The following is a 20,682-nucleotide window of genomic DNA, read 5'->3' as shown; positions in this document are numbered from 1 at the left end:
GCATGGCCTGAGCCGGGGCGTATCCGCTAGCATTCGGCAGGTGGTAAGCGGCTGAACTCCACGCACATCTCATACTGTTTCAGCATCAGGGTCGCATACCCCGCCGCGCTAAACAGCGGCGTAAATGATTCGGGAATGATCACCGAAGTACTCAGGCCAGGGAACTGGCGGGCCAGCGCCCTCAGCATCTCATGCGCCAGCCCGCGGCCGCGGACGGAGGGCTCAACCCACAAAAACTGTAGCTGCGGCGTGGAGGTTAAGGTTGCCAGCACCGCAAAAACCTGCTGGTTCAGCGTAAGCGCCCGGCAGGGCAGAGTGGCGAAGGTGAGCGGGTCCATCAGCCACGGCAGACGACCGTTTACCTCCGCTGCGGACCTGCGCAACAGAGGCAGCACATCGCTCTCTTCCAACGCCGCCGCGGCATCCTCTGCCCGGCTACTGACAAATCCGCACAGCCCATGATGTACTACAAAGCCTAAAGACTGGTACAACGCCACCGCGGCATAGTTTTCGCGGATCACCTCCAGCCACATCCGCCGCACGCCCTGTTCCCGTAACGAGGCCATGAGCGGGATCATCAGCCGACGGCCGGTGCCTTTTCCACGCCAGGCCGGACGCACCGCAAAGGCCGCCAGCCTCGCCTCATCGCCACGCCGGGCCACGATGGCGATGGCCGCTGGCGTCTCGCCGTCAAGCCAGACGCAGGAGTCGAGCAGGCTCAGTCCTTCAGAGCCAAAGCGCTGAACGAACGCCGCCACCGGCAGCGAAACCGGCACCAGATAATCTTCAAAACAGTCGTTGAGAATCGAGCTTAACTGCTCGCTGCTAAAACTGATGGCGGAGACGGCTATCAATGCCATGCATTTCTCCCGAAGATTGCTATGCTGAAGCGATGAAAAATAACACTATAACCGCCGCAACGACTTTTCGCCTGGCCACGCAGAGCGATATCCCCGGTTTGCCCGCAATCGAACGCTCGGCGGCCCAGGCGTTTCGCCTCATTCCGCACCTCGCCTGGCTGGCAGAAAGTCCGACGATCGACCTCCGGCAACATCGCCTCTCTGTTGAGGATGGCCACAGTCTGGTCGCCGTCGCCGACGGACAGCTCGCCGGCTTCCTGCTGACCGAAGCGCTGGATGACGCGCTGTTTATCGTCGAGATTTCCGTTCACCAGACGTGGCAAGGCCAGGGCATCGGCCGGGCGATGATGGCGAAGATCATTGACCATGCCCGCCGTGCGGCGTATCCGGCGGTGACCCTCACCACCTTCCGCGATGTCCCCTGGAATGCGCCGTTTTACAGCCGCCTGGGGTTTCGTATGCTCAATGAACAAGCGCTGCCAGCAGGTCTGGCGGCGAAGCGACAGCAGGAAACTGCCCACGGACTGGCGCCAGAAACGCGCTGCGCCATGCGCCTGACGCTGTAAACCGTCTCCTGTCAGGGCTGCGATAAGCAGGATAGCGGCTGACGCCTTATCGACGAAAACCCGCTCTCCCGTAGCCCCGCTAAGCGTAGCGCCACCGGGGGCCTACCTCCCGCCAGAACCGTAACGCTTATCGCGCCGGCCCATACCCGGACGACGCGCCGATCGACTCTTCCTCATCACTGTCATTACTGCGCCCGGCGTCCTGACGGTTGCCGAGCGCGATAAACTCTTCCAGCAGCGCGGTCAACTGCTGCATCTTTTCGCTGGTGAACTGCGCTTCAATCAGGCGATACGCCTCTTCCACCTGCGCCTGCGCGCTTTGATACAGCGTATAGCCCGCCGACGTCAGCGAAATATACAGCTTGCGCTGATCGTTGACCGGCTTGAGGCGCAACACCAGACCATCGCGCTCCATACGGGTCAAAATACCGGTCAGACTGGGGCGCAGGATGCAGGCGCGGAACGCCAGATCGTGAAAATCCATCGACGGATTTTCCGCGAGAATGCGCACAATGCGCCACTGCTGCTCGGTGAGATTATGGCGTTTAACGATCGGCCGGAAATGGCCCATCGCCACTTCCCGCGCCTGTAACAACGCAATGGTTAACGAATCATGCATCACATACCCTCGACATCGCACTCTTATGTTTATTAATAAGTTAATAATTAGCGCCTATCCTGCCATGACGCAACCGGTTTCTGCACCTGAAAAGTACCAGCCGGAACAATAAAAAACATTAATACACTGATTAATAACACATAAATATTTACACTGTAAATTTATTGTTAATCAGATCACAAAACATTCACTTCTGTTTGCCAAACCCCGCCACAAAGAATAAAAGATGATCATTAACATATTAATGAATATCCCTTAGCATCCGACATCAGTACCAGAGGAGTGGTGAATGAAAGGTACCATCTTCGCCGTTGCGCTCAACCATCGCAGCCAGCTTGACGCCTGGCGCGACGCGTTCCAACAGGCCCCTTACAAAACGCCGCCGAAGACCGCGGTCTGGTTTATCAAACCCCGCAATACCGTTATCGGTGCGGGCGAGGCGATTCCCTACCCGCAGGGCGAAAGCGTACAAAGCGGCGCAACCGTCGCGCTGATTGTCGGCAAAACCGCACGTAAGGTTTCCGCTGACAACGCCGCCTCTTTTATCGCCGGCTATGCGCTGGCCAATGACGTCAGCCTGCCGGAAGAGAGCTTCTACCGCCCGGCGATTAAGGCCAAATGCCGCGATGGCTTCTGCCCCGTCGGCGCTCTCGCCCCGGTGCATAGCGTGGACAATCTGACCATCATCACTGAAATCAACGGCCGCGAAGCCGACAGCTGGAATACCGGCGATCTCCAGCGCAATGCCGCCGAACTGTTAAGCGCGCTGAGCGAATTTGCCACCCTGAATCCCGGCGATGCCATTCTGATCGGCACCCCTCACGCTCGCGTCACGCTGCAACCCGGCGATCGCGTGCGGATCCTCGCCGAAGGTTTCCCGGCGCTGGAAAACCCGGTTGTTGCAGAAGGAGAGCTGGCATGAAACAGGCACGTATTGAATGGCAAGGCGTCCGCTACGACGTACAGGTCGACGAACGCGACCAGGTTCGCCTCACCGATGGCACCCTGCTTAAAGCCGGTGACTTTCGCTGGCTGCCTCCCGCCGACGGCACCCTGTTCGCGCTGGGTCTGAACTATGCCGACCACGCCAGCGAGCTGGAATTTAAGCCGCCGGAAGAGCCGCTGGTCTTTATCAAAGCGCCGAACACCTTTATCGGTCATGAACAAGAGTCGGTACGCCCGGACAACGTGGAGTACATGCATTACGAAGCCGAACTGGTGGTGGTGATCGGCAAAACCGCGCGCCGCGTCGCCGAAGCCGATGCCATGGACTATGTTGCCGGCTACACCGTCTGCAACGACTACGCCATCCGCGACTATCTGGAAAACTACTATCGCCCCAACCTGCGGGTCAAAAGCCGCGACACGCTGACGCCGATCGGCCCGTGGATCGTCGCTAAAGAGACGATCCCGGATCCGCACAACCTGGCGCTGCGCACCTGGGTCAACGGCGAACTGCGCCAGCAGGGCACCACCGCCGATCTGATCTTCAGCATTCCGTTCCTGATCGCTTACCTCAGCGAATTTATGACCCTGCAGCCGGGCGACATGATCGCCACCGGCACGCCGAAGGGGCTGTCGGACGTGGTGCCGGGCGATGAAGCGATCGTCGAAGTCGAAGGCGTCGGTCGCCTGGTCAACCGCATCATCAGCCAGCAAGCGTATGAGGAGAAGCTGTCATGAAAAAAATTAACCATTGGATCAACGGCAAAAACGTCGCAGGCACCGAGTATTTCCATACCACCAATCCGGCCAGCGGCGAAGTGCTGGCGGAAGTCGCCTCCGGCGGCGAAGCCGAAGTGAATCAGGCCGTTGCCGCGGCGAAAGAGGCGTTCCCGAAATGGGCTAACCTGCCGATGAAAGAGCGCGCGCGCCTGATGCGTCGGCTGGGCGATCTGATCGATCGAAACGTCCCGGAGATCGCGGCGATGGAAACCGCCGATACCGGCCTGCCTATTCATCAGACCAAAAATGTGCTGATCCCGCGCGCTTCGCACAACTTCGAGTTTTTCGCCGAAGTGTGCCAGCAGATGAACGGCAAGACCTATCCGGTTGACGACAAGATGCTCAACTACACCCTCGTGCAGCCGGTCGGCGTGTGCGCGCTGGTGTCGCCGTGGAACGTACCGTTCATGACCGCCACCTGGAAGGTCGCGCCGTGCCTGGCGCTGGGTAACACCGCGGTGCTGAAGATGTCTGAGCTGTCGCCGCTGACCGCCGATCGTCTGGGCGAGCTGGCGCTGGAAGCGGGTATTCCGGCTGGTGTACTCAACGTGGTGCAGGGCTACGGCGCCAGCGCCGGCGATGCCCTGGTGCGTCATCACGACGTCCGCGCGGTGTCGTTTACCGGCGGTACTGCCACCGGGCGCAACATCATGAAAAATGCCGGCCTGAAGAAGTATTCCATGGAGCTGGGCGGCAAATCGCCGGTGCTGATTTTTGAAGATGCCGATATCGAGCGCGCGCTGGATGCCGCCCTGTTCACCATCTTCTCAATCAACGGCGAACGCTGCACCGCCGGGTCGCGCATCTTCATTCAGCAGAGCATCTATGCGGAATTCGTAAAACGCTTTGCCGAACGCGCCAACCGCCTGCGCGTCGGCGATCCGACCGATCCGACTACCCAGGTCGGGGCGCTGATTAGCCAACAGCACTGGGAAAAAGTCTCCGGCTATATTCGCCTCGGGATCGAAGAAGGCGCCACCCTGCTGGCCGGCGGCCCGGACAAGCCGTCCGATCTGCCTGCGCATCTGCAAGGCGGCAACTTCCTGCGTCCGACGGTGCTGGCGGACGTCGATAACCGCATGCGCGTCGCACAGGAAGAGATTTTTGGCCCGGTGGCCTGCCTGCTGCCGTTTAAAGACGAAGCGGAAGGGCTGCGCCTGGCGAACGACATCGAGTATGGCCTTGCGTCTTACATCTGGACCCAGGACATCAGCAAAGTGCTGCGTCTGGCGCGCGGTATCGAAGCTGGCATGGTGTTCGTCAATACCCAGAACGTCCGCGACCTGCGCCAGCCGTTTGGCGGCGTGAAAGCCTCCGGCACCGGCCGTGAAGGCGGCGAGTACAGCTTTGAAGTGTTCGCCGAAATGAAAAACGTCTGTATTTCCATGGGTGACCATCCGATCCCGAAATGGGGCGTATAACCGTCATCCGTCGAGCCGCGCCCTGGCGGGCTGCGGCTCACACTATTCAGGTTATGTAAGGAGAACACCGCATGGGCAAATTAGCGTTAGCCGCCAAAATCACTCACGTGCCGTCAATGTATCTCTCTGAACTACCGGGGAAAAATCATGGCTGCCGTCAGTCTGCCATCGACGGCCATAAAGAAATTGGCCGGCGCTGCCGTGAAATGGGCGTTGATACCATTATCGTTTTCGATACCCACTGGCTGGTCAACAGCGCCTACCACATTAACTGCGCCGACCATTTTAAAGGCGTCTATACCAGCAACGAACTGCCGCACTTTATCCGCGACATGACCTACGACTACGACGGCAACCCGGAGCTGGGTCAGCTGATTGCCGACGAAGCGGTCAAACTGGGCGTGCGGGCGAAAGCGCACAACATCCCCAGCCTGAAGCTGGAGTACGGTACGCTGGTGCCGATGCGCTACATGAACAGCGACAAGCATTTCAAAGTGGTGTCGATTTCCGCGTTCTGCACCGTTCACGATTTTGCCGACAGCCGCAAGCTGGGCGAAGCCATCGTCAAAGCCATTGAAAAATATGACGGTACCGTGGCGGTCTTCGCCAGCGGCTCGCTGTCGCACCGCTTTATCGACGACCAGCGCGCCGAAGAGGGGATGAACAGCTACACCCGCGAGTTTGACCATCAAATGGATGAACGCGTGGTGAAGCTGTGGCGTGAAGGCAAATTCAAAGAGTTCTGCACCATGCTGCCGGAATACGCCGACTACTGCTACGGCGAAGGCAATATGCACGACACGGTGATGCTGCTCGGCGTGCTCGGCTGGGATAAATACGACGGCAAGGTGGAGTTTATTACCGACCTGTTCGCCAGTTCCGGCACCGGCCAGGTGAACGCCGTGTTCCCGCTTCCGGCACAGGCGTAAGGAGCCACTATGCCGCATTTTATCGCTGAGTGTACCGAAAACATCCGCGAACAGGCTGATTTACCCGCCCTGTTCGCCCAGGTCAATCAGGCGCTGGCCGCCACCGGCATCTTCCCGCTGGGTGGCATCCGCAGCCGCGCCATCTGGCTGGACACCTGGCAGATGGCCGACGGCAAGCAGGATTACGCCTTCGTGCATATGACGCTGAAAATCGGCAGCGGGCGGAGTCTGGCGAGCCGTGAAGAGGTGGGCGAAATGCTGTTCGGGCTGATTAAAAGCCACTTCGCCGCGCTGATGGAGAGCCGCTATCTGGCGCTGTCATTTGAGATTGAAGAACTGCACCCGACGCTGAACTACAAACAAAACAACGTCCACGCCTTGTTTAAATAGCGCGCCTTTTCGCCCGGTGGCGCTGCGCTTACCGGGCCTACAAAAGGCAAACCGATGCCGAACCACCTGCCGGGCCGACAACGACCAGCACAACGCACTAACCGTAGGCCGGGTAAGCCCGATAACGCCCAGCACAATGCACCAACCGTAGGCCGGGTAAGCGCAGCGCCACCCGGCGCCGCGACAACGCGACACCGAACAAGGTAACAGGAAGCCACTATGCTCGATAAACAAACCCGCACCCAGATCGCCCAGCGACTGAATCAGGCCGAAAAACAACGTGAACAGATCCGCGCGATCTCGCTGGACTATCCGTCGATCACCATTGAGGACGCCTACGCCGTCCAGCGCGAATGGGTCGCGATGAAGATCGCCGAAGGGCGGGTGCTGAAAGGCCATAAGATCGGCCTGACGTCAAAAGCGATGCAGGCCAGTTCGCAAATCAGCGAGCCGGACTACGGCGCGCTGCTCGATGATATGTTTTTTCACGATGGCAGCGACATTCCGACCGACCGTTTTATCGTGCCGCGCATTGAAGTCGAGCTGGCTTTCGTGCTGGCGAAACCGCTGCGTGGCCCGAACTGCACTTTGTTCGACGTCTATAACGCCACCGACTATGTGATCCCGGCGCTGGAGCTGATCGACGCCCGCTGCCACAACATCGATCCGCAAACCCAGCGCCCGCGCAAAGTCTTCGACACCATCTCCGATAACGCCGCCAATGCCGGGGTGATCCTCGGCGGGCGGCCGATTAAACCCGACGAGCTGGATCTGCGTTGGATCTCCGCCCTGCTGTACCGCAACGGGGTGATCGAAGAGACCGGCGTTGCCGCCGGAGTGCTCAACCATCCGGCGAACGGCGTCGCCTGGCTGGCGAATAAGCTGGCGCCATACGACGTCCAGCTGGAAGCCGGGCAAATAATCCTCGGCGGCTCGTTTACCCGCCCGGTCGCGGCGCGTAAGGGTGACACCTTCCACGTCGATTACGGCAACATGGGCGCAATCAGCTGCCGCTTTGTATAAGGGGAAAGATAATGCATAACACGTTTAAAGAGGCGCTGCGGGCCGGGCGCCCGCAAATCGGCCTGTGGCTGGGGCTGTGCAGCAGCTACAGCGCCGAACTGCTGGCCGGCGCCGGGTTTGACTGGCTGCTGATCGACGGCGAACACGCGCCGAATAATGTACAAACGGTGCTGACCCAACTGCAGGCGATCGCCCCCTACCCCAGCCAACCGGTGGTTCGCCCGTCGTGGAATGATCCGGTGCAGATTAAGCAACTGCTGGATATCGGCGCACAGACGTTACTGGTGCCGATGGTGCAAAACGCCGATGAAGCGCGGCTGGCGGTGAAAGCCACCCGCTATCCGCCAGCCGGTATTCGCGGCGTCGGCAGCGCCCTGGCGCGCGCTTCTCGCTGGAACCGCGTTGCGGATTATATCCATCAGGCCAACGATGCCATGTGCGTGCTGGTGCAGATTGAAACCCGCGAGGCGTTGAAAAATCTGCCGCAGATCCTCGCGGTAGAAGGCGTCGATGGCGTGTTTATCGGCCCGGCGGATCTGAGCGCGGATATGGGCTTCGGCGGTAATCCGCAGCATCCTGAGGTGCAGGCGGCTATTGAAAGCGCCATCGTCCTGATTCGCGAGGCGGGTAAAGCCCCGGGCATTCTGATGGCCAATGAACAACTGGCGAAACGCTACCTCGAACTGGGTGCGCTGTTTGTCGCCGTCGGCGTCGACACCACCCTGCTGGCCCGCAGCGCAGAAGCGCTGGCGGCACGCTTTACCGACGCAATCCCCACCACAACTGATAACAATAAATCCGTCTACTGAACGGAGAATGTGGAGCGCATCATGACGACCTCTACCCTGCAACATAATGAAAATAAAGTCGTTGAAGTAGAAAACCGGGTGATCAAAAAGCTGTTCCGCCGCCTCATCACCTTCCTGTTCGTGCTGTTCGTTTTCTCGTTTCTGGATCGCATTAATATCGGTTTCGCCGGGCTGACGATGGGTAAAGATCTCGGTCTGACCTCCACCATGTTTGGTCTGGCGGCGACGCTGTTTTACGTCACCTACGTGATGTGCGGGATCCCCAGCAATATCATGCTGGCGAAGGTCGGCGCCCGCCGCTGGATCGCCGGGATCATGGTGGTGTGGGGGATCGCGTCAACCTGTACGATGTTTGCCACCAACCCGCATACGCTGTATATCCTGCGCATGCTGGTCGGTATCGCTGAAGCCGGCTTCCTGCCCGGGATCCTGGTCTACCTGACCTGGTGGTTCCCGGCCTATCACCGCGCCCGCGCCAACGCCCTGTTTATGATAGCGATGCCGGTGACCATGATGCTTGGCTCCCTCCTCTCCGGCTATATTCTGGCGCTTGATGGCCTGTGGAACCTGAAGGGCTGGCAGTGGCTGTTCCTGCTGGAAGGGCTGCCGTCGGTGGTGCTCGGCGTGGTCACCTGGTTCTTCCTCAACGATACCCCGGATCAGGCCAGCTGGCTGGACAAGGAGGAGAAGCAGGCGCTGAAAACGATGATTGAACGCGAGCGCGAAAACGCCACCGTCCTCCCGACCTCCGGACGCTCTACCCTGCGGGAAGTGCTGACGCCGGCGGTGCTGATGTACACGCTCGCCTACTTCTGTCTGACCAATACCCTGAGCGCGATTAATATCTGGACTCCGCAGATCCTGCAAAGCTTCAACACCGGCAGTAGCAACATTGTGATTGGGATGCTGGCGGCGATTCCGCAGTTCTGTACGATTTTCGGCATGATCTGGTGGAGCCGGCGATCCGACCGACGAAAAGAACGCAAGATGCATACCATCCTGCCCTATCTGTTCGCCGCCGCCGGGTGGTTGCTGGCCTCCGCCACCCACCATGCGCTGATCCAGTTGCTCGGCATCATCATGGCTTCCGTGGGCTCTTTTACCGCGATGGCGATTTTCTGGACCACCCCGGATCGGGTGATCAGTCTGCAATCGCGGGCGGTGGCGCTGGCGGTGATCAACGCTATCGGCAACATCGGATCCGCCGTCAGCCCACTGCTGATCGGTATTCTGCGTGATACCACCGGCAGCTTTAGCTCCGGGCTGTGGTTTGTCGCCGGACTGCTGATCGTCGGCGCGCTGGTGCTGACCCGAATTCCGATGAGTGCGCGGGAAGACGCCGCCGCAGAGGCAGGACTCGCCGCCCAGAAGAGCCATTAAGGAGTGCCCATGTGTCAGCCCTCAATCACCAATATCGATATCAACAAAGATTACGATGAGAGTCTGGGGACCGAGGATGTGCACTATCAGTCGTTTGCCCGCATGGCGGCCTTTTTTGGCCGCGACATGCAGGCGCATCGACACGACCAGTATTTTCAGATGCACTTTCTCGATACCGGACAGATTGAACTGCAGCTCGACGATCACCGCTACTCGGTGCAGGCGCCGCTGTTTGTCCTGACGCCGCCGTCGGTGCCGCACGCTTTTATCACCGAGTCCGACAGCGACGGGCACGTACTGACCGTACGCGAAGAGCTGATCTGGCCGCTGCTGGAGGTCCTCTATCCCGGGACACGAGAAGCGTTCGGGCTGCCGGGGATCTGTCTGTCGCTGGCGGATAAACCCGATGAGCTGGCGGCGCTGGCGCACTACTGGCAGCTGATCACTCGCGAATCGACCGCCCGACTGCCGGGGCGCGAGCATACCCTGGTGCTACTGGCGCAGGCGGTGTTCACTCTGCTTTTGCGTAATGCCAGGCTCGACGACCAGGCCGCCAGCGGGATGCGCGGCGAGCTAAAGCTGTTTCAGCGCTTTAACCAGATGATCGACAGCCACTACCACCAGCACTGGGCGGTACCGGACTATGCCAGCGAGTTACACGTTACCGAATCACGGCTGACCGACATCTGCCGCCGCTTTGCCAACCGGCCGCCGAAGCGGCTGATCTTCGACCGCCAGCTGCGCGAGGCCAAACGGCTGCTGCTGTTTTCCGACAGCGCGGTCAATGAGATAGCCTGGCAATTAGGGTTTAAAGATCCGGCCTATTTTGCGCGATTTTTTAGTCGCCTGGTCGGCTGCTCGCCGAGCAGCTACCGTGCGCAAAAAGTACCGGTGTCTTAATTCCCCCGCTGGCGCTGCGCTTAGCGGGGCTACAGTCCGCAGGGCGGATAAGCGCAGCGCCAGCGGGTACAGCCCGCAGAGCGGATAAGCACAGCGCCAGCGGGTACGGCCCGCAGGGCGGGTAAGCGCAGCGCCAGCGGGTACAGCCCGCAGGGCGGGTAAACCCGGCGTCAACGGGCACGCTTCGCAGGGCGGGTAAGCGCAGCGCCAGCGGGTACGGTCCGCAGGGCGGGTAAGCGCAGCGCCAGCGGGTACGGTCCGCAGGGCGGGTAAGCACAGCGCCAGCGGGTACGGTCCGCAGGGCGGGTAAGCGCAGCGCCAACGGGTACAGTCCGCAGGGCGGATAAGCGCAGCGCCAGCGGCTACAGTCCGCAGGGCGGATAAGCGCAGCGCCAGCGGGTACGGCCCGCAGGGCGGGTAAGCGCAGCGCCAACGGGCACGGTCCGCAGGGCAGGTAAGCACAGCGCCAGCGGGTACGGTCCGCAGGGCGGATAAGCGCAGCGCCAGCGGGTACAGCCCGCAGGGCGGGTAAGCGACAGCGCCAGCGGGTACAGCCCGCAGGGCGGATAAGCGCAGCGCCAGCGGGTACAGCCCGCAGGGCGGGTAAGCACAGCGCCAGCGGGTACGGTCCGTAGGGCGGGTAAGCGCAGCGCCACCCGCCGAAAAACCGGCAGTCGAGCCCGCCCAGCGTAGCCGCGCCGGGAAAAAGACGAGCCTCGGCAGCGAAAACACCACCTCGATCACAGAACCACACTCCCCCTGAAAAGTACCTGTCGTTGTCGCAAACGTCCCTTCACGAATAGCGCAATAACCGCTTCAATTGAACAACAAAAACAAAACATAAATTTAACATTAATATCCGAAATCATGCGCCGGCAGCCACCCGACAGGCAGCCCGAAGCAGGACGGGATATTCCGATAAATACTGAAGAGGCCCCTATGAAACCTGAAAATTTCCGCGCAGACGCGAAACGCCCGTTAACCGGTGAAGAGTACCTGAAAAGCCTGCAGGATGGCCGCGAAATTTACATCTACGGCGAGCGCGTCAAAGACGTCACCACGCATCCCGCCTTCCGCAACGCCGCCGCCTCCGTCGCCCAGCTGTACGATGCGCTGCACAAACCAGAAATGCAGGACTCCCTGTGCTGGAACACCGATACCGGCAGCGGCGGCTATACGCATAAATTCTTTCGCGTGGCGAAAAGCGCCGACGACCTGCGCCAGCAGCGCGATGCGATTGCCGAGTGGTCACGCCTGAGCTACGGCTGGATGGGCCGCACCCCGGATTACAAAGCCGCCTTTGGCTGCGCACTGGGCGCGAACCCGGGCTTCTACGGCCAGTTCGAACAGAACGCCCGCAACTGGTACACCCGCATTCAGGAAACCGGCCTGTACTTTAACCATGCCATCGTCAACCCGCCGATTGACCGCCATAAACCGGCCGACGAAGTGAAAGACGTCTACATCAAGCTGGAAAAAGAGACCGACGCCGGGATCATCGTCAGCGGGGCGAAAGTGGTCGCCACCAACTCGGCGCTGACCCACTACAACATGATTGGTTTTGGTTCTGCGCAGGTGATGGGGGAAAACCCGGACTTCGCCCTGATGTTCGTCGCGCCAATGGATGCCGAAGGCGTCAAACTGATCTCCCGCGCCTCCTATGAGATGGTTGCTGGGGTCACCGGATCGCCGTACGACTACCCGCTCTCCAGCCGCTTCGACGAAAACGATGCGATCCTGGTGATGGATAAAGTTCTGATTCCATGGGAAAACGTGCTGATCTATCGCGATTTCGATCGCTGCCGTCGCTGGACGATGGAAGGCGGCTTTGCGCGCATGTATCCGCTGCAGGCCTGCGTACGCCTGGCGGTCAAACTCGATTTTATCACCGCCCTGCTCAAGCGCTCGCTGGAATGTACCGGCACCCTGGAGTTCCGCGGCGTGCAGGCAGATCTCGGCGAAGTGGTCGCCTGGCGCAATATGTTCTGGGCGCTGAGCGACTCCATGTGCGCCGAAGCCACCCCGTGGGTAAACGGCGCATACCTGCCGGATCACGCCGCGCTGCAAACCTATCGCGTGATGGCGCCGATGGCCTACGCCAAAATCAAAAACATTATCGAGCGCAGCGTCACCAGCGGTCTGATCTACCTGCCGTCCAGCGCCCGCGATTTGAATAACCCGCAGATCGACCAGTATCTGGCGAAATACGTTCGCGGCTCCAACGGCATGGATCACGTTGAGCGTATCAAGATCCTCAAACTGATGTGGGATGCCATCGGCAGCGAATTCGGCGGCCGCCACGAGCTGTATGAAATCAACTATTCCGGGAGCCAGGATGAAATCCGCCTGCAGTGTCTGCGTCAGGCGCAAAGCTCCGGCAACATGGACAAAATGATGGCGATGGTCGACCGCTGCCTGTCCGAGTACGACCAGAACGGCTGGACGGTGCCACACCTGCACAATAACGCTGATATCAATATGTTGGATAAGCTGCTGAAGTAATTCACAGCGGGAGGTCACAATGCAATTAGATGAACAACGTCTGCGTTTTCGCGATGCCATGTCCAGCCTGTCGGCTGCGGTCAACGTCATAACCACCGAGGGCGACGCCGGCCGCTGCGGCATCACCGCGACCGCCGTGTGCTCGGTGACCGATACGCCACCGTCGGTCATGGTGTGCATCAATGCCAACAGCGCGATGAACCCGGTATTCCAGGGGAACGGCAAACTGTGCATTAACGTGCTGAATCATGAACAGGAAGTGATGGCCCGCCATTTCGCCGGCATGACCGGCATGGCCATGGAAGAGCGCTTTAGCCTCTCCTGCTGGCAAAAAGGGGCCCTGGGACAGCCGGTTTTGCAAGGGGCGCTGGCCAGCCTTGAAGGGGAGATAAGCCAGGTGCAGACCATCGGTAGCCACCTGGTCTATCTGGTCGAGATCAAGAACATCACCCTGAGCCAGGAAGGCCATGGGCTGATTTACTTTAAGCGCCGTTTCCATCCGGTGATGATGGAAATCGAGGTCGCGGTATAACGTTCTGCCACCTTCGCTTCTGACATTCTCTTTTCTGTGCCCTGTTCTCTGTTCTCCTCTCTTTTTCCTCTCCCCTGCGGGGAGGAAAAAGAGGTGGAAAAAATCTTGTGATCTCAATCACATGTTTACCCGCTGCTCATTTCCTGCCCAACCGCTTATCCCGCCTGGCAACCGCTTAACCCCACATATAACCACTCGCAGATTTACCCAACTTTACGCGCGCGGAGTTCTGGCAAGATCGTCTCCAGCATAGCTAACCAATACCTCCTCAAACCCTAACTTAAACCCAGACGGCTTCGGCCCATTATTCATCTAATTAACGCCAGGTTTACTATGGATACTAAAAAGTTATTCAAGCACATACCCTGGGTGATTCTTGGAATCATCGGGGCATTTTGCCTCTCAGTCGTCGCTCTGCGCCGCGGCGAGCACGTCAGTGCGCTGTGGATCGTGGTGGCGTCGGTTTCCGTCTACCTCGTCGCCTATCGCTATTACAGCCTGTATATCGCGCAAAAGGTGATGAGGCTCGATCCTACGCGTTCTACGCCGGCGGTCATTAACAACGATGGTCTGAACTACGTCCCGACCAACCGCTACGTGCTGTTCGGCCACCACTTTGCCGCTATCGCCGGTGCCGGTCCGCTGGTGGGCCCGGTTCTCGCCGCGCAGATGGGCTACCTGCCGGGTACCCTGTGGCTGCTGGCAGGGGTAGTGCTGGCCGGGGCGGTACAGGACTTTATGGTGCTGTTTATCTCCTCGCGCCGTAACGGCGCCTCGCTGGGTGAGATGATCAAGCAAGAGATGGGGCCAATTCCGGGCTCCATTGCGCTGTTCGGCTGCTTCCTGATTATGATAATCATCCTCGCGGTGCTGGCGCTGATCGTGGTGAAAGCGCTGGCGGAAAGTCCGTGGGGCGTCTTCACCGTCTGCTCGACTGTACCGATTGCCCTGTTTATGGGGATCTATATGCGCTTCCTGCGCCCGGGTCGCGTGGGTGAAGTGTCGGTGATTGGTATCGTCCTGCTGGTGGCTTCCATTTACTTCGGCGGCATCATTGCCCACGACCCGTACTGGGGCCCGGCGCTGACCTTTAAAGACACCACTATCACCTTTACCCTGATCGGCTACGCGTTTATCTCCGCGCTGCTGCCGGTGTGGCTGATTCTGGCGCCGCGTGATTACCTCGCGACCTTCCTGAAAATCGGCGTTATCGTTGGCCTGGCGCTGGGCATCGTGATCCTCAACCCGGATCTGAAAATGCCGGCGGTCACCCAGTACATCGATGGTACCGGTCCGCTGTGGAAAGGTGCGCTGTTCCCGTTCCTGTTTATTACTATCGCCTGTGGCGCGGTGTCCGGCTTCCACGCGCTGATCGCCTCCGGCACCACGCCGAAGCTGCTGGCTAACGAAACCGACGCCCGCTTTATCGGCTACGGCGCGATGCTGATGGAGTCCTTCGTGGCGGTGATGGCGCTGGTTGCGGCGTCGATCATTGAGCCAGGCCTCTACTTCGCCATGAACACGCCGCCGGCCGGTCTGGGCATTGTGATGCCAAACCTGCACGAAATGGGCGGTGAAAATGCCGCGCTGATTGCCGCGCAGTTGAAGGATGTGACCGCGCACGCAGCGGCGACCGTCAGCTCCTGGGGCTTTGTGATCTCACCTGAGCAAATCCTGCAGACGGCGAAAGATATCGGCGAACCGTCGGTACTGAACCGCGCGGGCGGCGCGCCAACGCTGGCCGTCGGTATCGCTCACGTGTTCCACAAAATCATGCCGATGGCGGATATGGGCTTCTGGTACCACTTCGGTATTCTGTTTGAAGCGCTGTTTATCCTTACCGCGCTGGATGCCGGTACCCGCGCAGGCCGCTTTATGCTGCAGGATCTGCTGGGCAACTTCGTGCCGTTCCTGAAGAAAACCGATTCGTTGGTCGCGGGCGTGATTGGCACCGCGGGCTGCGTCGGGCTGTGGGGCTACCTGCTGTATCAGGGCGTGGTCGACCCGCTGGGCGGCGTGAAGAGCCTGTGGCCGCTGTTCGGTATCTCTAACCAGATGCTGGCCGCCGTGGCGCTGGTGCTTGGTACCGTGGTACTGGTCAAAATGCAGCGTACTAAATACATCTGGGTTACCGTGATCCCGGCCGCATGGCTGCTGCTGTGCACCACCTGGGCGCTGGGTCTGAAACTGTTCAGCACCAACCCGCAGATGGAAGGCTTCTTCTTCATGGCTCAGCAGTATAAAGAGAAGATTGCTTCCGGCGGCGAACTGACCGCGCAGCAGATTGCTAACATGAACCATATCGTGGTGAACAACTACACTAACGCCGGTCTGAGTATTCTGTTCCTGGTGGTGGTTTACAGCATCATCTTCTACGGCATCAAAACGTGGCTCAACGTGCGTAACAACAAAGTCCGCACCGACAAAGAGACCCCGTATGTGCCGGTACCGGAAGGCGGCGTAAAAACCTCCTCCCATCACTAAGCCTTAAGGCCGGATAGCGCTACGTTTATCCGGTCTGTAAAGGTCCTGTAGGCCCGGTCAGCGTAGCGCCACCGGGCTTTTTCTATCTGGAACTCACGATGTTTGGTAACTTAGGCGAAGCAAAAAAATACCTGGGTCAGGCAGCCAAAATGCTGATTGGCATTCCGGACTACGACAACTACGTCGAACATATGAAAGCCAACCATCCGGATAAGCCTTACATGACCTATAACGAATTTTTCCGCGAACGCCAGCAGGCTCGCTACGGCGGCGATGGCAAAGGCGGCGTACGCTGCTGTTAATGGAGGCAAACATGGCACCGATTGCAGTCACCCTGCTGACCGGTTTTCTCGGCGCAGGTAAAACCACCCTGCTGCGCCATATTCTCAATGCGCAGCACGGCTTTAAAATTGCCGTCATCGAAAACGAATTTGGCGAAGTCTCCGTTGACGATCAGCTGATTGGCGACCGCGCCACGCAGATCAAAACCCTGACCAACGGCTGCATCTGCTGCACCCGTTCCAACGAGCTGGAAGATGCGCTGCTCGACCTGCTCGACAGCCGCGATCGCGGCGACATTGATTTTGACCGGCTGGTGATCGAGTGCACCGGCATGGCCGACCCCGGTCCGATAATTCAGACCTTCTTCTCCCATGAGGTTCTCTGCGAACGCTATCTGCTCGACGGCGTGATTGCGCTGGTGGATGCGGTCCATGCCGACCAGCAGATGAACCAGTTCACCATCGCCCAGTCGCAGGTGGGCTATGCGGATCGGATCCTGCTGACGAAAACGGACGTGGCGGGCGACAGCGACAAGCTGCGCGAACGGCTGGCGCGCATCAACGCCCGGGCGCCGGTTTATACTGTGACCCACGGTAATATCGATCTGAGCCCGCTGTTTAATACCAGCGGCTTTATGCTGGAAGAGAACGTTGTGAGCAGCGCGCCGCGCTTCCACTTTATCGCCGATAAGCAAAACGACGTCGCGTCTATCGTGGTCGAGCTGGATTACCCGGTCGATATCAGCGAAGTGTCGCGGGTGATGGAAAACCTGCTGCTCTCTTTCGCCGAACAGCTGATGCGCTACAAAGGGATGCTGTGGATTGACGGCGAGCCAAATCGCCTGCTGTTCCAGGGCGTCCAGCGCTTATACAGCGCCGACTGGGATCGTCCATGGGGTGATGAAGCGCCCCACAGCACGCTGGTGTTTATCGGCATTAATTTGCCGGAAGAGGAGATTCGCGCGGCGTTTGCCGGATTGCGCAAGTAACGGTTCGGACTTCTCCCTCTCCCGGAGGGAGGAGGTCAACGTGAAGGCGTCAGGCGGTACAGAATTCATTCCAGGTATCACGATAAATAATGTTCCCTTCGGTGTACTTCCAGACGATGGCCTCATAACGCAATTCGAGTGTTTCAAGGTGCGTGCTGCTCAGACCGGTGGGAGAAAGGTACGGTGCAACCGTGGTGATTTTGACGTTGTCGAGGACGATATTGAAATACTCGGCTTCAAGGCCTGATGCCATAATACGGTACATCTTGATCGTCGCTTTTTTCAGGGTACGGCCTTCGCACACCGCGCGATACAGAACAGGCGTCGTCTGGTCGAACTCTTTCACAATGGCGATCGGCCGATGAACGCGCGTACCGGTAAGTTTACCCCAGTGCGGATCAACGGGAATGGTGATGCCGTGCGAGAATGATTTTAATTCGATAGAGCCTGCACGCAGGGGCATTAAACAGCCGCCAACAATCGGCGAACCGTTTTCATCCTCAAGCCAGAGGTGTGCGGGAGTAGACATATATAATTTCCTTATCAATAAATGTAACAAACCGGTTATTTCTGGGTGTTTACCATTTCACGTAGCAACCTACTATCACTATCATGAATATAGCGAATACGCCGACAGGCCAAATCGGGCTGCCAGGAAAAAAATATTGCTCAGCCATTGCAAACATCAGTGTTAGTACGCCGGGAGCATACATGGAAAATAAGAACCGACATTGCCACCATAAAAACCTTTTGAGAAATTTAATCATTGCTATCGAATCATTTTAGTTATGATATCCGCTATTCCTGAATCAGAAATCCGATTAGCGCTAAAGGCACCAGCCTGTTCAAAAAGAGGCTCAACCAGGAAAAACATCATTTCAAGCTCACGCACATACAATGCATCGTAATACGCAGGACAGGTAATATGCAGACGCCAGGCGCTATCAGCGGCCTTCTGTACAATGCCATAAAGTCGGATACCACCTACAACGGTTCCCAACTGACGGCCAGCCCATTTGCTCATGTTAAGACTTAGGTTCAGGCCAACAGCAACCGATGTCGCAACCGCTAAAGCGACCCCTGCGTTGGTTAGGGAACTCGCCGCAATGTGTACATTTACCGCCATGAGCATTTTCTTGATGTACTCTATTTGAGCGGATGTTTTGTATTTAAATATTTCCTCAAAATATACTTTGAGCATTTCATAAACAACATCGCCATGCTGAAAAAGGTGAATGACTGCGAGAGTAAATCGTACATCCTCTGTCTTTTGCCGCTGACAAACATCCTGATATTCATCAGTAAAACAGGATGCGTAATACAACGCGCGTTTTGCGCCAGCACCGGTCAATGCAATCTGATCTGCCAGCGCGTTTTCAACGCCCGCCAGCGCATGGTCAAGTTTCAATGCGAGAATATTATTGGATTGTAAATAACTGATGACTTCATTTCTGTAGTACATAGCCGCTCCTGGCCATTATGGATTCCGCGAAAGGACATCGGAAGGCTATATTGACAAGAAATGCGCGCCGGAAGATATATTCGTTCTCAACAATTTTATCTTAATTCAAAAAAAATAAGTTAAATTCATGAAATAGTACACCACTATCGCCCCGCTTTTCTGCCCATCACACGGTAATACGCTGATGGCAGTCGGGGCATAATCTTTCACCCGACTCAGCGATATCGCGTTGGGCATGAACGACTTCCGCTCAATTTATCAGCAAAAATGTAAATTAAAATTTTTATTAGTTACGATTGAAATATTTTCAAGAATAATAACAGAGGTAGACTATTTTATCGGCAACTCATTTTCCCCGTTTGTTCAATTCAGGTTTAGCCAAACAGCTAAACTGACCCTAAACAGCAAAACGTTAATGATTGACGCTGCGACAAAGAAACCAATTTACAACATCTGTAAAGCATTTAAATAACAAGATCAGAATAAAGCATCGAAAATAATCATGTTTGCAGTTTTAAAAATCGTTTGATAGGGTATCCGCAGATTAGTTTTACGACGAGGCATCTACCATGAAAAAGCTCAATATCCTTATTCTTTCCGCGCTGACCGCTGTTTCCGGATCTGCCATGGCGATGGGCTTTACCGTCGAGCAGGGTAAAAACTTTACCAACCTTAATATGGAACTGGGTAAATCCTCCTCCGGTCTTTATGCCGAAAGCAACTGGCTGAAAAATACCGATGACGGTACCCAGACCGGCGGCGTTGGCGCAGGTTATAACCTGGAAGTTGGCCCGGTGATGCTCAATGCCGGCGCGAAGGCCATCTACATGGGCCCGAAAAAAGGCGATAACGGCGTGGCGTTCCCTATCGGGGGCGGCGTTAACGTTGCGCTGACCGACAGCATCCACGTATTTGGCGAAGGTTATGCCGCACCGGAAGGCCTGAACAACAGCGTGAAAAACTACGTTGAAGCCAACGGCGGCGTGAGCTGGACGCCCATTACCCCGGTAACGCTGAAAGTGGGTTACCGCCATGTAAGCGTTGACGGGAAAGACGGTCGTCCGAACCATACCCTGATTGATGGCGCCTATGTTGGCGGCGGCATCACCTTCTGACCCACCTGTAAGCGTAAAAAAACCTGCCATCCGGCAGGTTTTTTCTTTAGTATCTATGGCTTACCGGCAACTCACCACCAGCTTCTGGTTCACAAACACCCTAATTCCCAGACCCGCCAGTGATTAATGCTGTACCTGCCGTGCGCCCGGCTAAGATATTTCGTTCAAGGCTAGTCCCAAAAATTCGGGCCTTTGACAGGCAGCCTCCAGCTACGCAGTCGCTCGTTCGTTCCAGCCATCTTTAAAGATGATGTTCCCGTCCGTATACTTCCACTGGATGGTTTCATAACGCAGTTCAATATTTTCCAGATGTGTTCCCGATACAGCTCCTGGATGTAGACTGGGAGTGACGCCTGTTACCTTTACATTTTCTAAAAGAATGTTGAAATACTCGACCTCAAACCCTGCCTCGTTAATACGATACATTTTTATCTCTGCAGACCTGAGCGTAATCCCTTTGCAGATAGCGCGAGCCAGCAAAGGCGTGGTGCGGTCGAATTCTTTTTGTATCAGAATTGGGGTATGAATCCGCGTACCGGTTAATTTCCCCGTGTTGCGGTCAGTCGGAATAGCCAGGTGATGAGAGAGTGATTTTATCTCAATTGAACCTTCGCGCCCGAGCACCATGGAACCGCCGACAATCGGAGATCCATTCTCATCGGTAAACCACAAACAGGCTGGATTTGACATGCCAT

20 protein-coding genes and 1 pseudogene are annotated in these 20,682 nt (G+C 57.4%); 15 read left to right on the top strand and 6 right to left on the bottom strand.

Annotated features, from left to right (window positions below):
• Positions 1-26: 26 nt before the first annotated feature.
• The gene (locus tag FNY10_RS17650; protein WP_141965360.1) at positions 27-860 is read right to left on the bottom strand and encodes a GNAT family N-acetyltransferase; all 834 of its coding nucleotides are present in this window, start codon (positions 858-860) and stop codon (positions 27-29) included.
• Between the two features lie 32 nt (positions 861-892).
• Here FNY10_RS17650 and FNY10_RS17645 point away from each other — a divergent pair, with 32 nt between their 5' ends.
• The gene (locus tag FNY10_RS17645) at positions 893-1,426 is read left to right on the top strand and encodes a GNAT family N-acetyltransferase (protein ID WP_131049508.1); all 534 of its coding nucleotides are present in this window, start codon (positions 893-895) and stop codon (positions 1,424-1,426) included.
• Between the two features lie 127 nt (positions 1,427-1,553).
• Here FNY10_RS17645 and hpaR read toward each other — a convergent pair whose 3' ends face one another.
• Positions 1,554-2,045 carry a homoprotocatechuate degradation operon regulator HpaR gene (gene hpaR / locus FNY10_RS17640; protein WP_131049507.1) on the bottom strand — a complete coding sequence of 164 codons (492 nt, stop codon included), beginning with the start codon at positions 2,043-2,045 and terminating at the stop codon, positions 1,554-1,556.
• Positions 2,046-2,334: 289 nt separating this feature from the next.
• On the opposite strand from hpaR, the pseudogene FNY10_RS27380 reads away from it, so the two are divergent.
• The 8 genes and pseudogenes from FNY10_RS27380 to hpaA all read left to right on the top strand — a co-directional run bounded on the left by FNY10_RS27380 (position 2,335) and on the right by hpaA (position 10,622).
• A pseudogene (locus FNY10_RS27380) lies at positions 2,335-3,728 on the top strand (fumarylacetoacetate hydrolase family protein).
• Positions 3,725-5,191: a 5-carboxymethyl-2-hydroxymuconate semialdehyde dehydrogenase gene (hpaE, locus tag FNY10_RS17625; RefSeq protein ID WP_141965362.1), complete on the top strand. Its 1,467-nt coding sequence runs from the start codon at positions 3,725-3,727 to the stop codon at positions 5,189-5,191. The pseudogene FNY10_RS27380 and the gene hpaE overlap by 4 nt, the downstream one beginning before the upstream one ends.
• Before the next feature lie 71 nt (positions 5,192-5,262).
• Positions 5,263-6,120: a 3,4-dihydroxyphenylacetate 2,3-dioxygenase gene (gene hpaD / locus FNY10_RS17620; RefSeq protein WP_141965363.1), complete on the top strand. Its 858-nt coding sequence runs from the start codon at positions 5,263-5,265 to the stop codon at positions 6,118-6,120.
• Positions 6,121-6,129: 9 nt separating this feature from the next.
• On the top strand, positions 6,130-6,510 hold the full coding sequence (locus tag FNY10_RS17615; RefSeq protein ID WP_141965364.1) for a 5-carboxymethyl-2-hydroxymuconate Delta-isomerase: 381 nt from the start codon (positions 6,130-6,132) through the stop codon (positions 6,508-6,510).
• Between the two features lie 219 nt (positions 6,511-6,729).
• Entirely contained in the window at positions 6,730-7,533 is an 804-nt protein-coding gene (gene hpaH, locus FNY10_RS17610) for a 2-oxo-hept-4-ene-1,7-dioate hydratase (RefSeq protein ID WP_100684649.1), read from the top strand.
• 11 nt (positions 7,534-7,544) lie between these two features.
• On the top strand, positions 7,545-8,342 hold the full coding sequence (gene hpaI, locus FNY10_RS17605; protein ID WP_100684650.1) for a 4-hydroxy-2-oxoheptanedioate aldolase: 798 nt from the start codon (positions 7,545-7,547) through the stop codon (positions 8,340-8,342).
• Positions 8,343-8,363: 21 nt separating this feature from the next.
• Positions 8,364-9,722: a 4-hydroxyphenylacetate permease gene (gene hpaX, locus FNY10_RS17600; RefSeq protein WP_131049501.1), complete on the top strand. Its 1,359-nt coding sequence runs from the start codon at positions 8,364-8,366 to the stop codon at positions 9,720-9,722.
• A 9-nt stretch (positions 9,723-9,731) separates the two neighbouring features.
• Positions 9,732-10,622 carry a 4-hydroxyphenylacetate catabolism regulatory protein HpaA gene (gene hpaA / locus FNY10_RS17595; protein ID WP_100684652.1) on the top strand — a complete coding sequence of 297 codons (891 nt, stop codon included), beginning with the start codon at positions 9,732-9,734 and terminating at the stop codon, positions 10,620-10,622.
• On the opposite strand, the gene FNY10_RS17590 is transcribed toward hpaA, so the two are convergent.
• Positions 10,561-11,376, bottom strand: coding sequence for a hypothetical protein (locus FNY10_RS17590; RefSeq protein ID WP_160702336.1), 816 nt, complete (start codon positions 11,374-11,376; stop codon positions 10,561-10,563). The genes hpaA and FNY10_RS17590 overlap by 62 nt on opposite strands.
• Positions 11,377-11,561: 185 nt before the next feature.
• Here FNY10_RS17590 and hpaB point away from each other — a divergent pair, with 185 nt between their 5' ends.
• From hpaB to yjiA, 5 genes are all read left to right on the top strand, one after another.
• Complete coding sequence (gene hpaB / locus FNY10_RS17585; protein ID WP_141965367.1) at positions 11,562-13,124, top strand: 4-hydroxyphenylacetate 3-monooxygenase, oxygenase component; 1,563 nt, start codon at positions 11,562-11,564, stop codon at positions 13,122-13,124.
• Positions 13,125-13,143: 19 nt separating this feature from the next.
• Positions 13,144-13,656: a 4-hydroxyphenylacetate 3-monooxygenase reductase subunit gene (locus FNY10_RS17580; protein WP_131049498.1), complete on the top strand. Its 513-nt coding sequence runs from the start codon at positions 13,144-13,146 to the stop codon at positions 13,654-13,656.
• Positions 13,657-13,989: 333 nt separating this feature from the next.
• On the top strand, positions 13,990-16,140 hold the full coding sequence (locus FNY10_RS17575) for a carbon starvation CstA family protein (RefSeq protein ID WP_131049497.1): 2,151 nt from the start codon (positions 13,990-13,992) through the stop codon (positions 16,138-16,140).
• Positions 16,141-16,238: 98 nt separating this feature from the next.
• Positions 16,239-16,442, top strand: a complete 204-nt coding sequence (locus tag FNY10_RS17570; protein WP_004857555.1) for a YbdD/YjiX family protein — start codon at positions 16,239-16,241, stop codon at positions 16,440-16,442.
• An 11-nt stretch (positions 16,443-16,453) separates the two neighbouring features.
• Positions 16,454-17,410 carry a GTPase gene (gene yjiA, locus FNY10_RS17565; RefSeq protein WP_131049496.1) on the top strand — a complete coding sequence of 319 codons (957 nt, stop codon included), beginning with the start codon at positions 16,454-16,456 and terminating at the stop codon, positions 17,408-17,410.
• A 49-nt stretch (positions 17,411-17,459) separates the two neighbouring features.
• Here the strand turns inward: yjiA and FNY10_RS17560 are convergent, their stop codons facing one another.
• Both FNY10_RS17560 and FNY10_RS17555 read right to left on the bottom strand, forming a co-directional pair.
• A complete protein-coding gene (locus FNY10_RS17560; protein ID WP_141965368.1) occupies positions 17,460-17,939 on the bottom strand; it encodes an Hcp family type VI secretion system effector in 480 nt (159 codons plus the stop codon).
• A gap of 240 nt (positions 17,940-18,179) precedes the next feature.
• Positions 18,180-18,872, bottom strand: coding sequence for a hypothetical protein (locus FNY10_RS17555; protein ID WP_131049493.1), 693 nt, complete (start codon positions 18,870-18,872; stop codon positions 18,180-18,182).
• A gap of 569 nt (positions 18,873-19,441) precedes the next feature.
• Here FNY10_RS17555 and FNY10_RS17550 point away from each other — a divergent pair.
• Entirely contained in the window at positions 19,442-19,987 is a 546-nt protein-coding gene (locus FNY10_RS17550) for a YfaZ family outer membrane protein (protein ID WP_100684660.1), read from the top strand.
• A gap of 210 nt (positions 19,988-20,197) precedes the next feature.
• On the opposite strand, the gene FNY10_RS17545 is transcribed toward FNY10_RS17550, so the two are convergent.
• Positions 20,198-20,677, bottom strand: coding sequence for an Hcp family type VI secretion system effector (locus FNY10_RS17545; RefSeq protein WP_131049492.1), 480 nt, complete (start codon positions 20,675-20,677; stop codon positions 20,198-20,200).
• Positions 20,678-20,682: the final 5 nt, after the last annotated feature.

The organism is Klebsiella sp. Lac1 (genome assembly GCF_009825425.1).
GTDB classification, from domain to species: Bacteria; Pseudomonadota; Gammaproteobacteria; order Enterobacterales; family Enterobacteriaceae; genus Klebsiella; species Klebsiella electrica.
The sequence above is the reverse complement of the archived record's forward strand: the minus strand, read 5'-3'. Positions and strand labels throughout refer to the sequence as shown.

What these genes read in the sequence shown, in the direction of transcription:
- FNY10_RS17615 (WP_141965364.1), top strand. Translation starts at nt 6,130, where the DNA reads ATGCCGCATTTTATCGCTGAGTGTACCGAAAACATCCGCGAACAGGCT.
- yjiA (WP_131049496.1), top strand. Translation starts at nt 16,454, where the DNA reads ATGGCACCGATTGCAGTCACCCTGCTGACCGGTTTTCTCGGCGCAGGT.
- FNY10_RS17570 (WP_004857555.1), top strand. Translation starts at nt 16,239, where the DNA reads ATGTTTGGTAACTTAGGCGAAGCAAAAAAATACCTGGGTCAGGCAGCC.
- hpaI (WP_100684650.1), top strand. Translation starts at nt 7,545, where the DNA reads ATGCATAACACGTTTAAAGAGGCGCTGCGGGCCGGGCGCCCGCAAATC.
- hpaD (WP_141965363.1), top strand. Translation starts at nt 5,263, where the DNA reads ATGGGCAAATTAGCGTTAGCCGCCAAAATCACTCACGTGCCGTCAATG.
- FNY10_RS17555 (WP_131049493.1), bottom strand. Translation starts at nt 18,872, where the DNA reads ATGTACTACAGAAATGAAGTCATCAGTTATTTACAATCCAATAATATT.
- FNY10_RS17575 (WP_131049497.1), top strand. Translation starts at nt 13,990, where the DNA reads ATGGATACTAAAAAGTTATTCAAGCACATACCCTGGGTGATTCTTGGA.
- FNY10_RS17545 (WP_131049492.1), bottom strand. Translation starts at nt 20,677, where the DNA reads ATGTCAAATCCAGCCTGTTTGTGGTTTACCGATGAGAATGGATCTCCG.
- FNY10_RS17580 (WP_131049498.1), top strand. Translation starts at nt 13,144, where the DNA reads ATGCAATTAGATGAACAACGTCTGCGTTTTCGCGATGCCATGTCCAGC.
- hpaE (WP_141965362.1), top strand. Translation starts at nt 3,725, where the DNA reads ATGAAAAAAATTAACCATTGGATCAACGGCAAAAACGTCGCAGGCACC.
- hpaR (WP_131049507.1), bottom strand. Translation starts at nt 2,045, where the DNA reads ATGCATGATTCGTTAACCATTGCGTTGTTACAGGCGCGGGAAGTGGCG.
- FNY10_RS17645 (WP_131049508.1), top strand. Translation starts at nt 893, where the DNA reads ATGAAAAATAACACTATAACCGCCGCAACGACTTTTCGCCTGGCCACG.
- FNY10_RS17550 (WP_100684660.1), top strand. Translation starts at nt 19,442, where the DNA reads ATGAAAAAGCTCAATATCCTTATTCTTTCCGCGCTGACCGCTGTTTCC.
- hpaB (WP_141965367.1), top strand. Translation starts at nt 11,562, where the DNA reads ATGAAACCTGAAAATTTCCGCGCAGACGCGAAACGCCCGTTAACCGGT.
- hpaA (WP_100684652.1), top strand. Translation starts at nt 9,732, where the DNA reads ATGTGTCAGCCCTCAATCACCAATATCGATATCAACAAAGATTACGAT.
- FNY10_RS17560 (WP_141965368.1), bottom strand. Translation starts at nt 17,939, where the DNA reads ATGTCTACTCCCGCACACCTCTGGCTTGAGGATGAAAACGGTTCGCCG.
- hpaH (WP_100684649.1), top strand. Translation starts at nt 6,730, where the DNA reads ATGCTCGATAAACAAACCCGCACCCAGATCGCCCAGCGACTGAATCAG.
- hpaX (WP_131049501.1), top strand. Translation starts at nt 8,364, where the DNA reads ATGACGACCTCTACCCTGCAACATAATGAAAATAAAGTCGTTGAAGTA.
- FNY10_RS17650 (WP_141965360.1), bottom strand. Translation starts at nt 860, where the DNA reads ATGGCATTGATAGCCGTCTCCGCCATCAGTTTTAGCAGCGAGCAGTTA.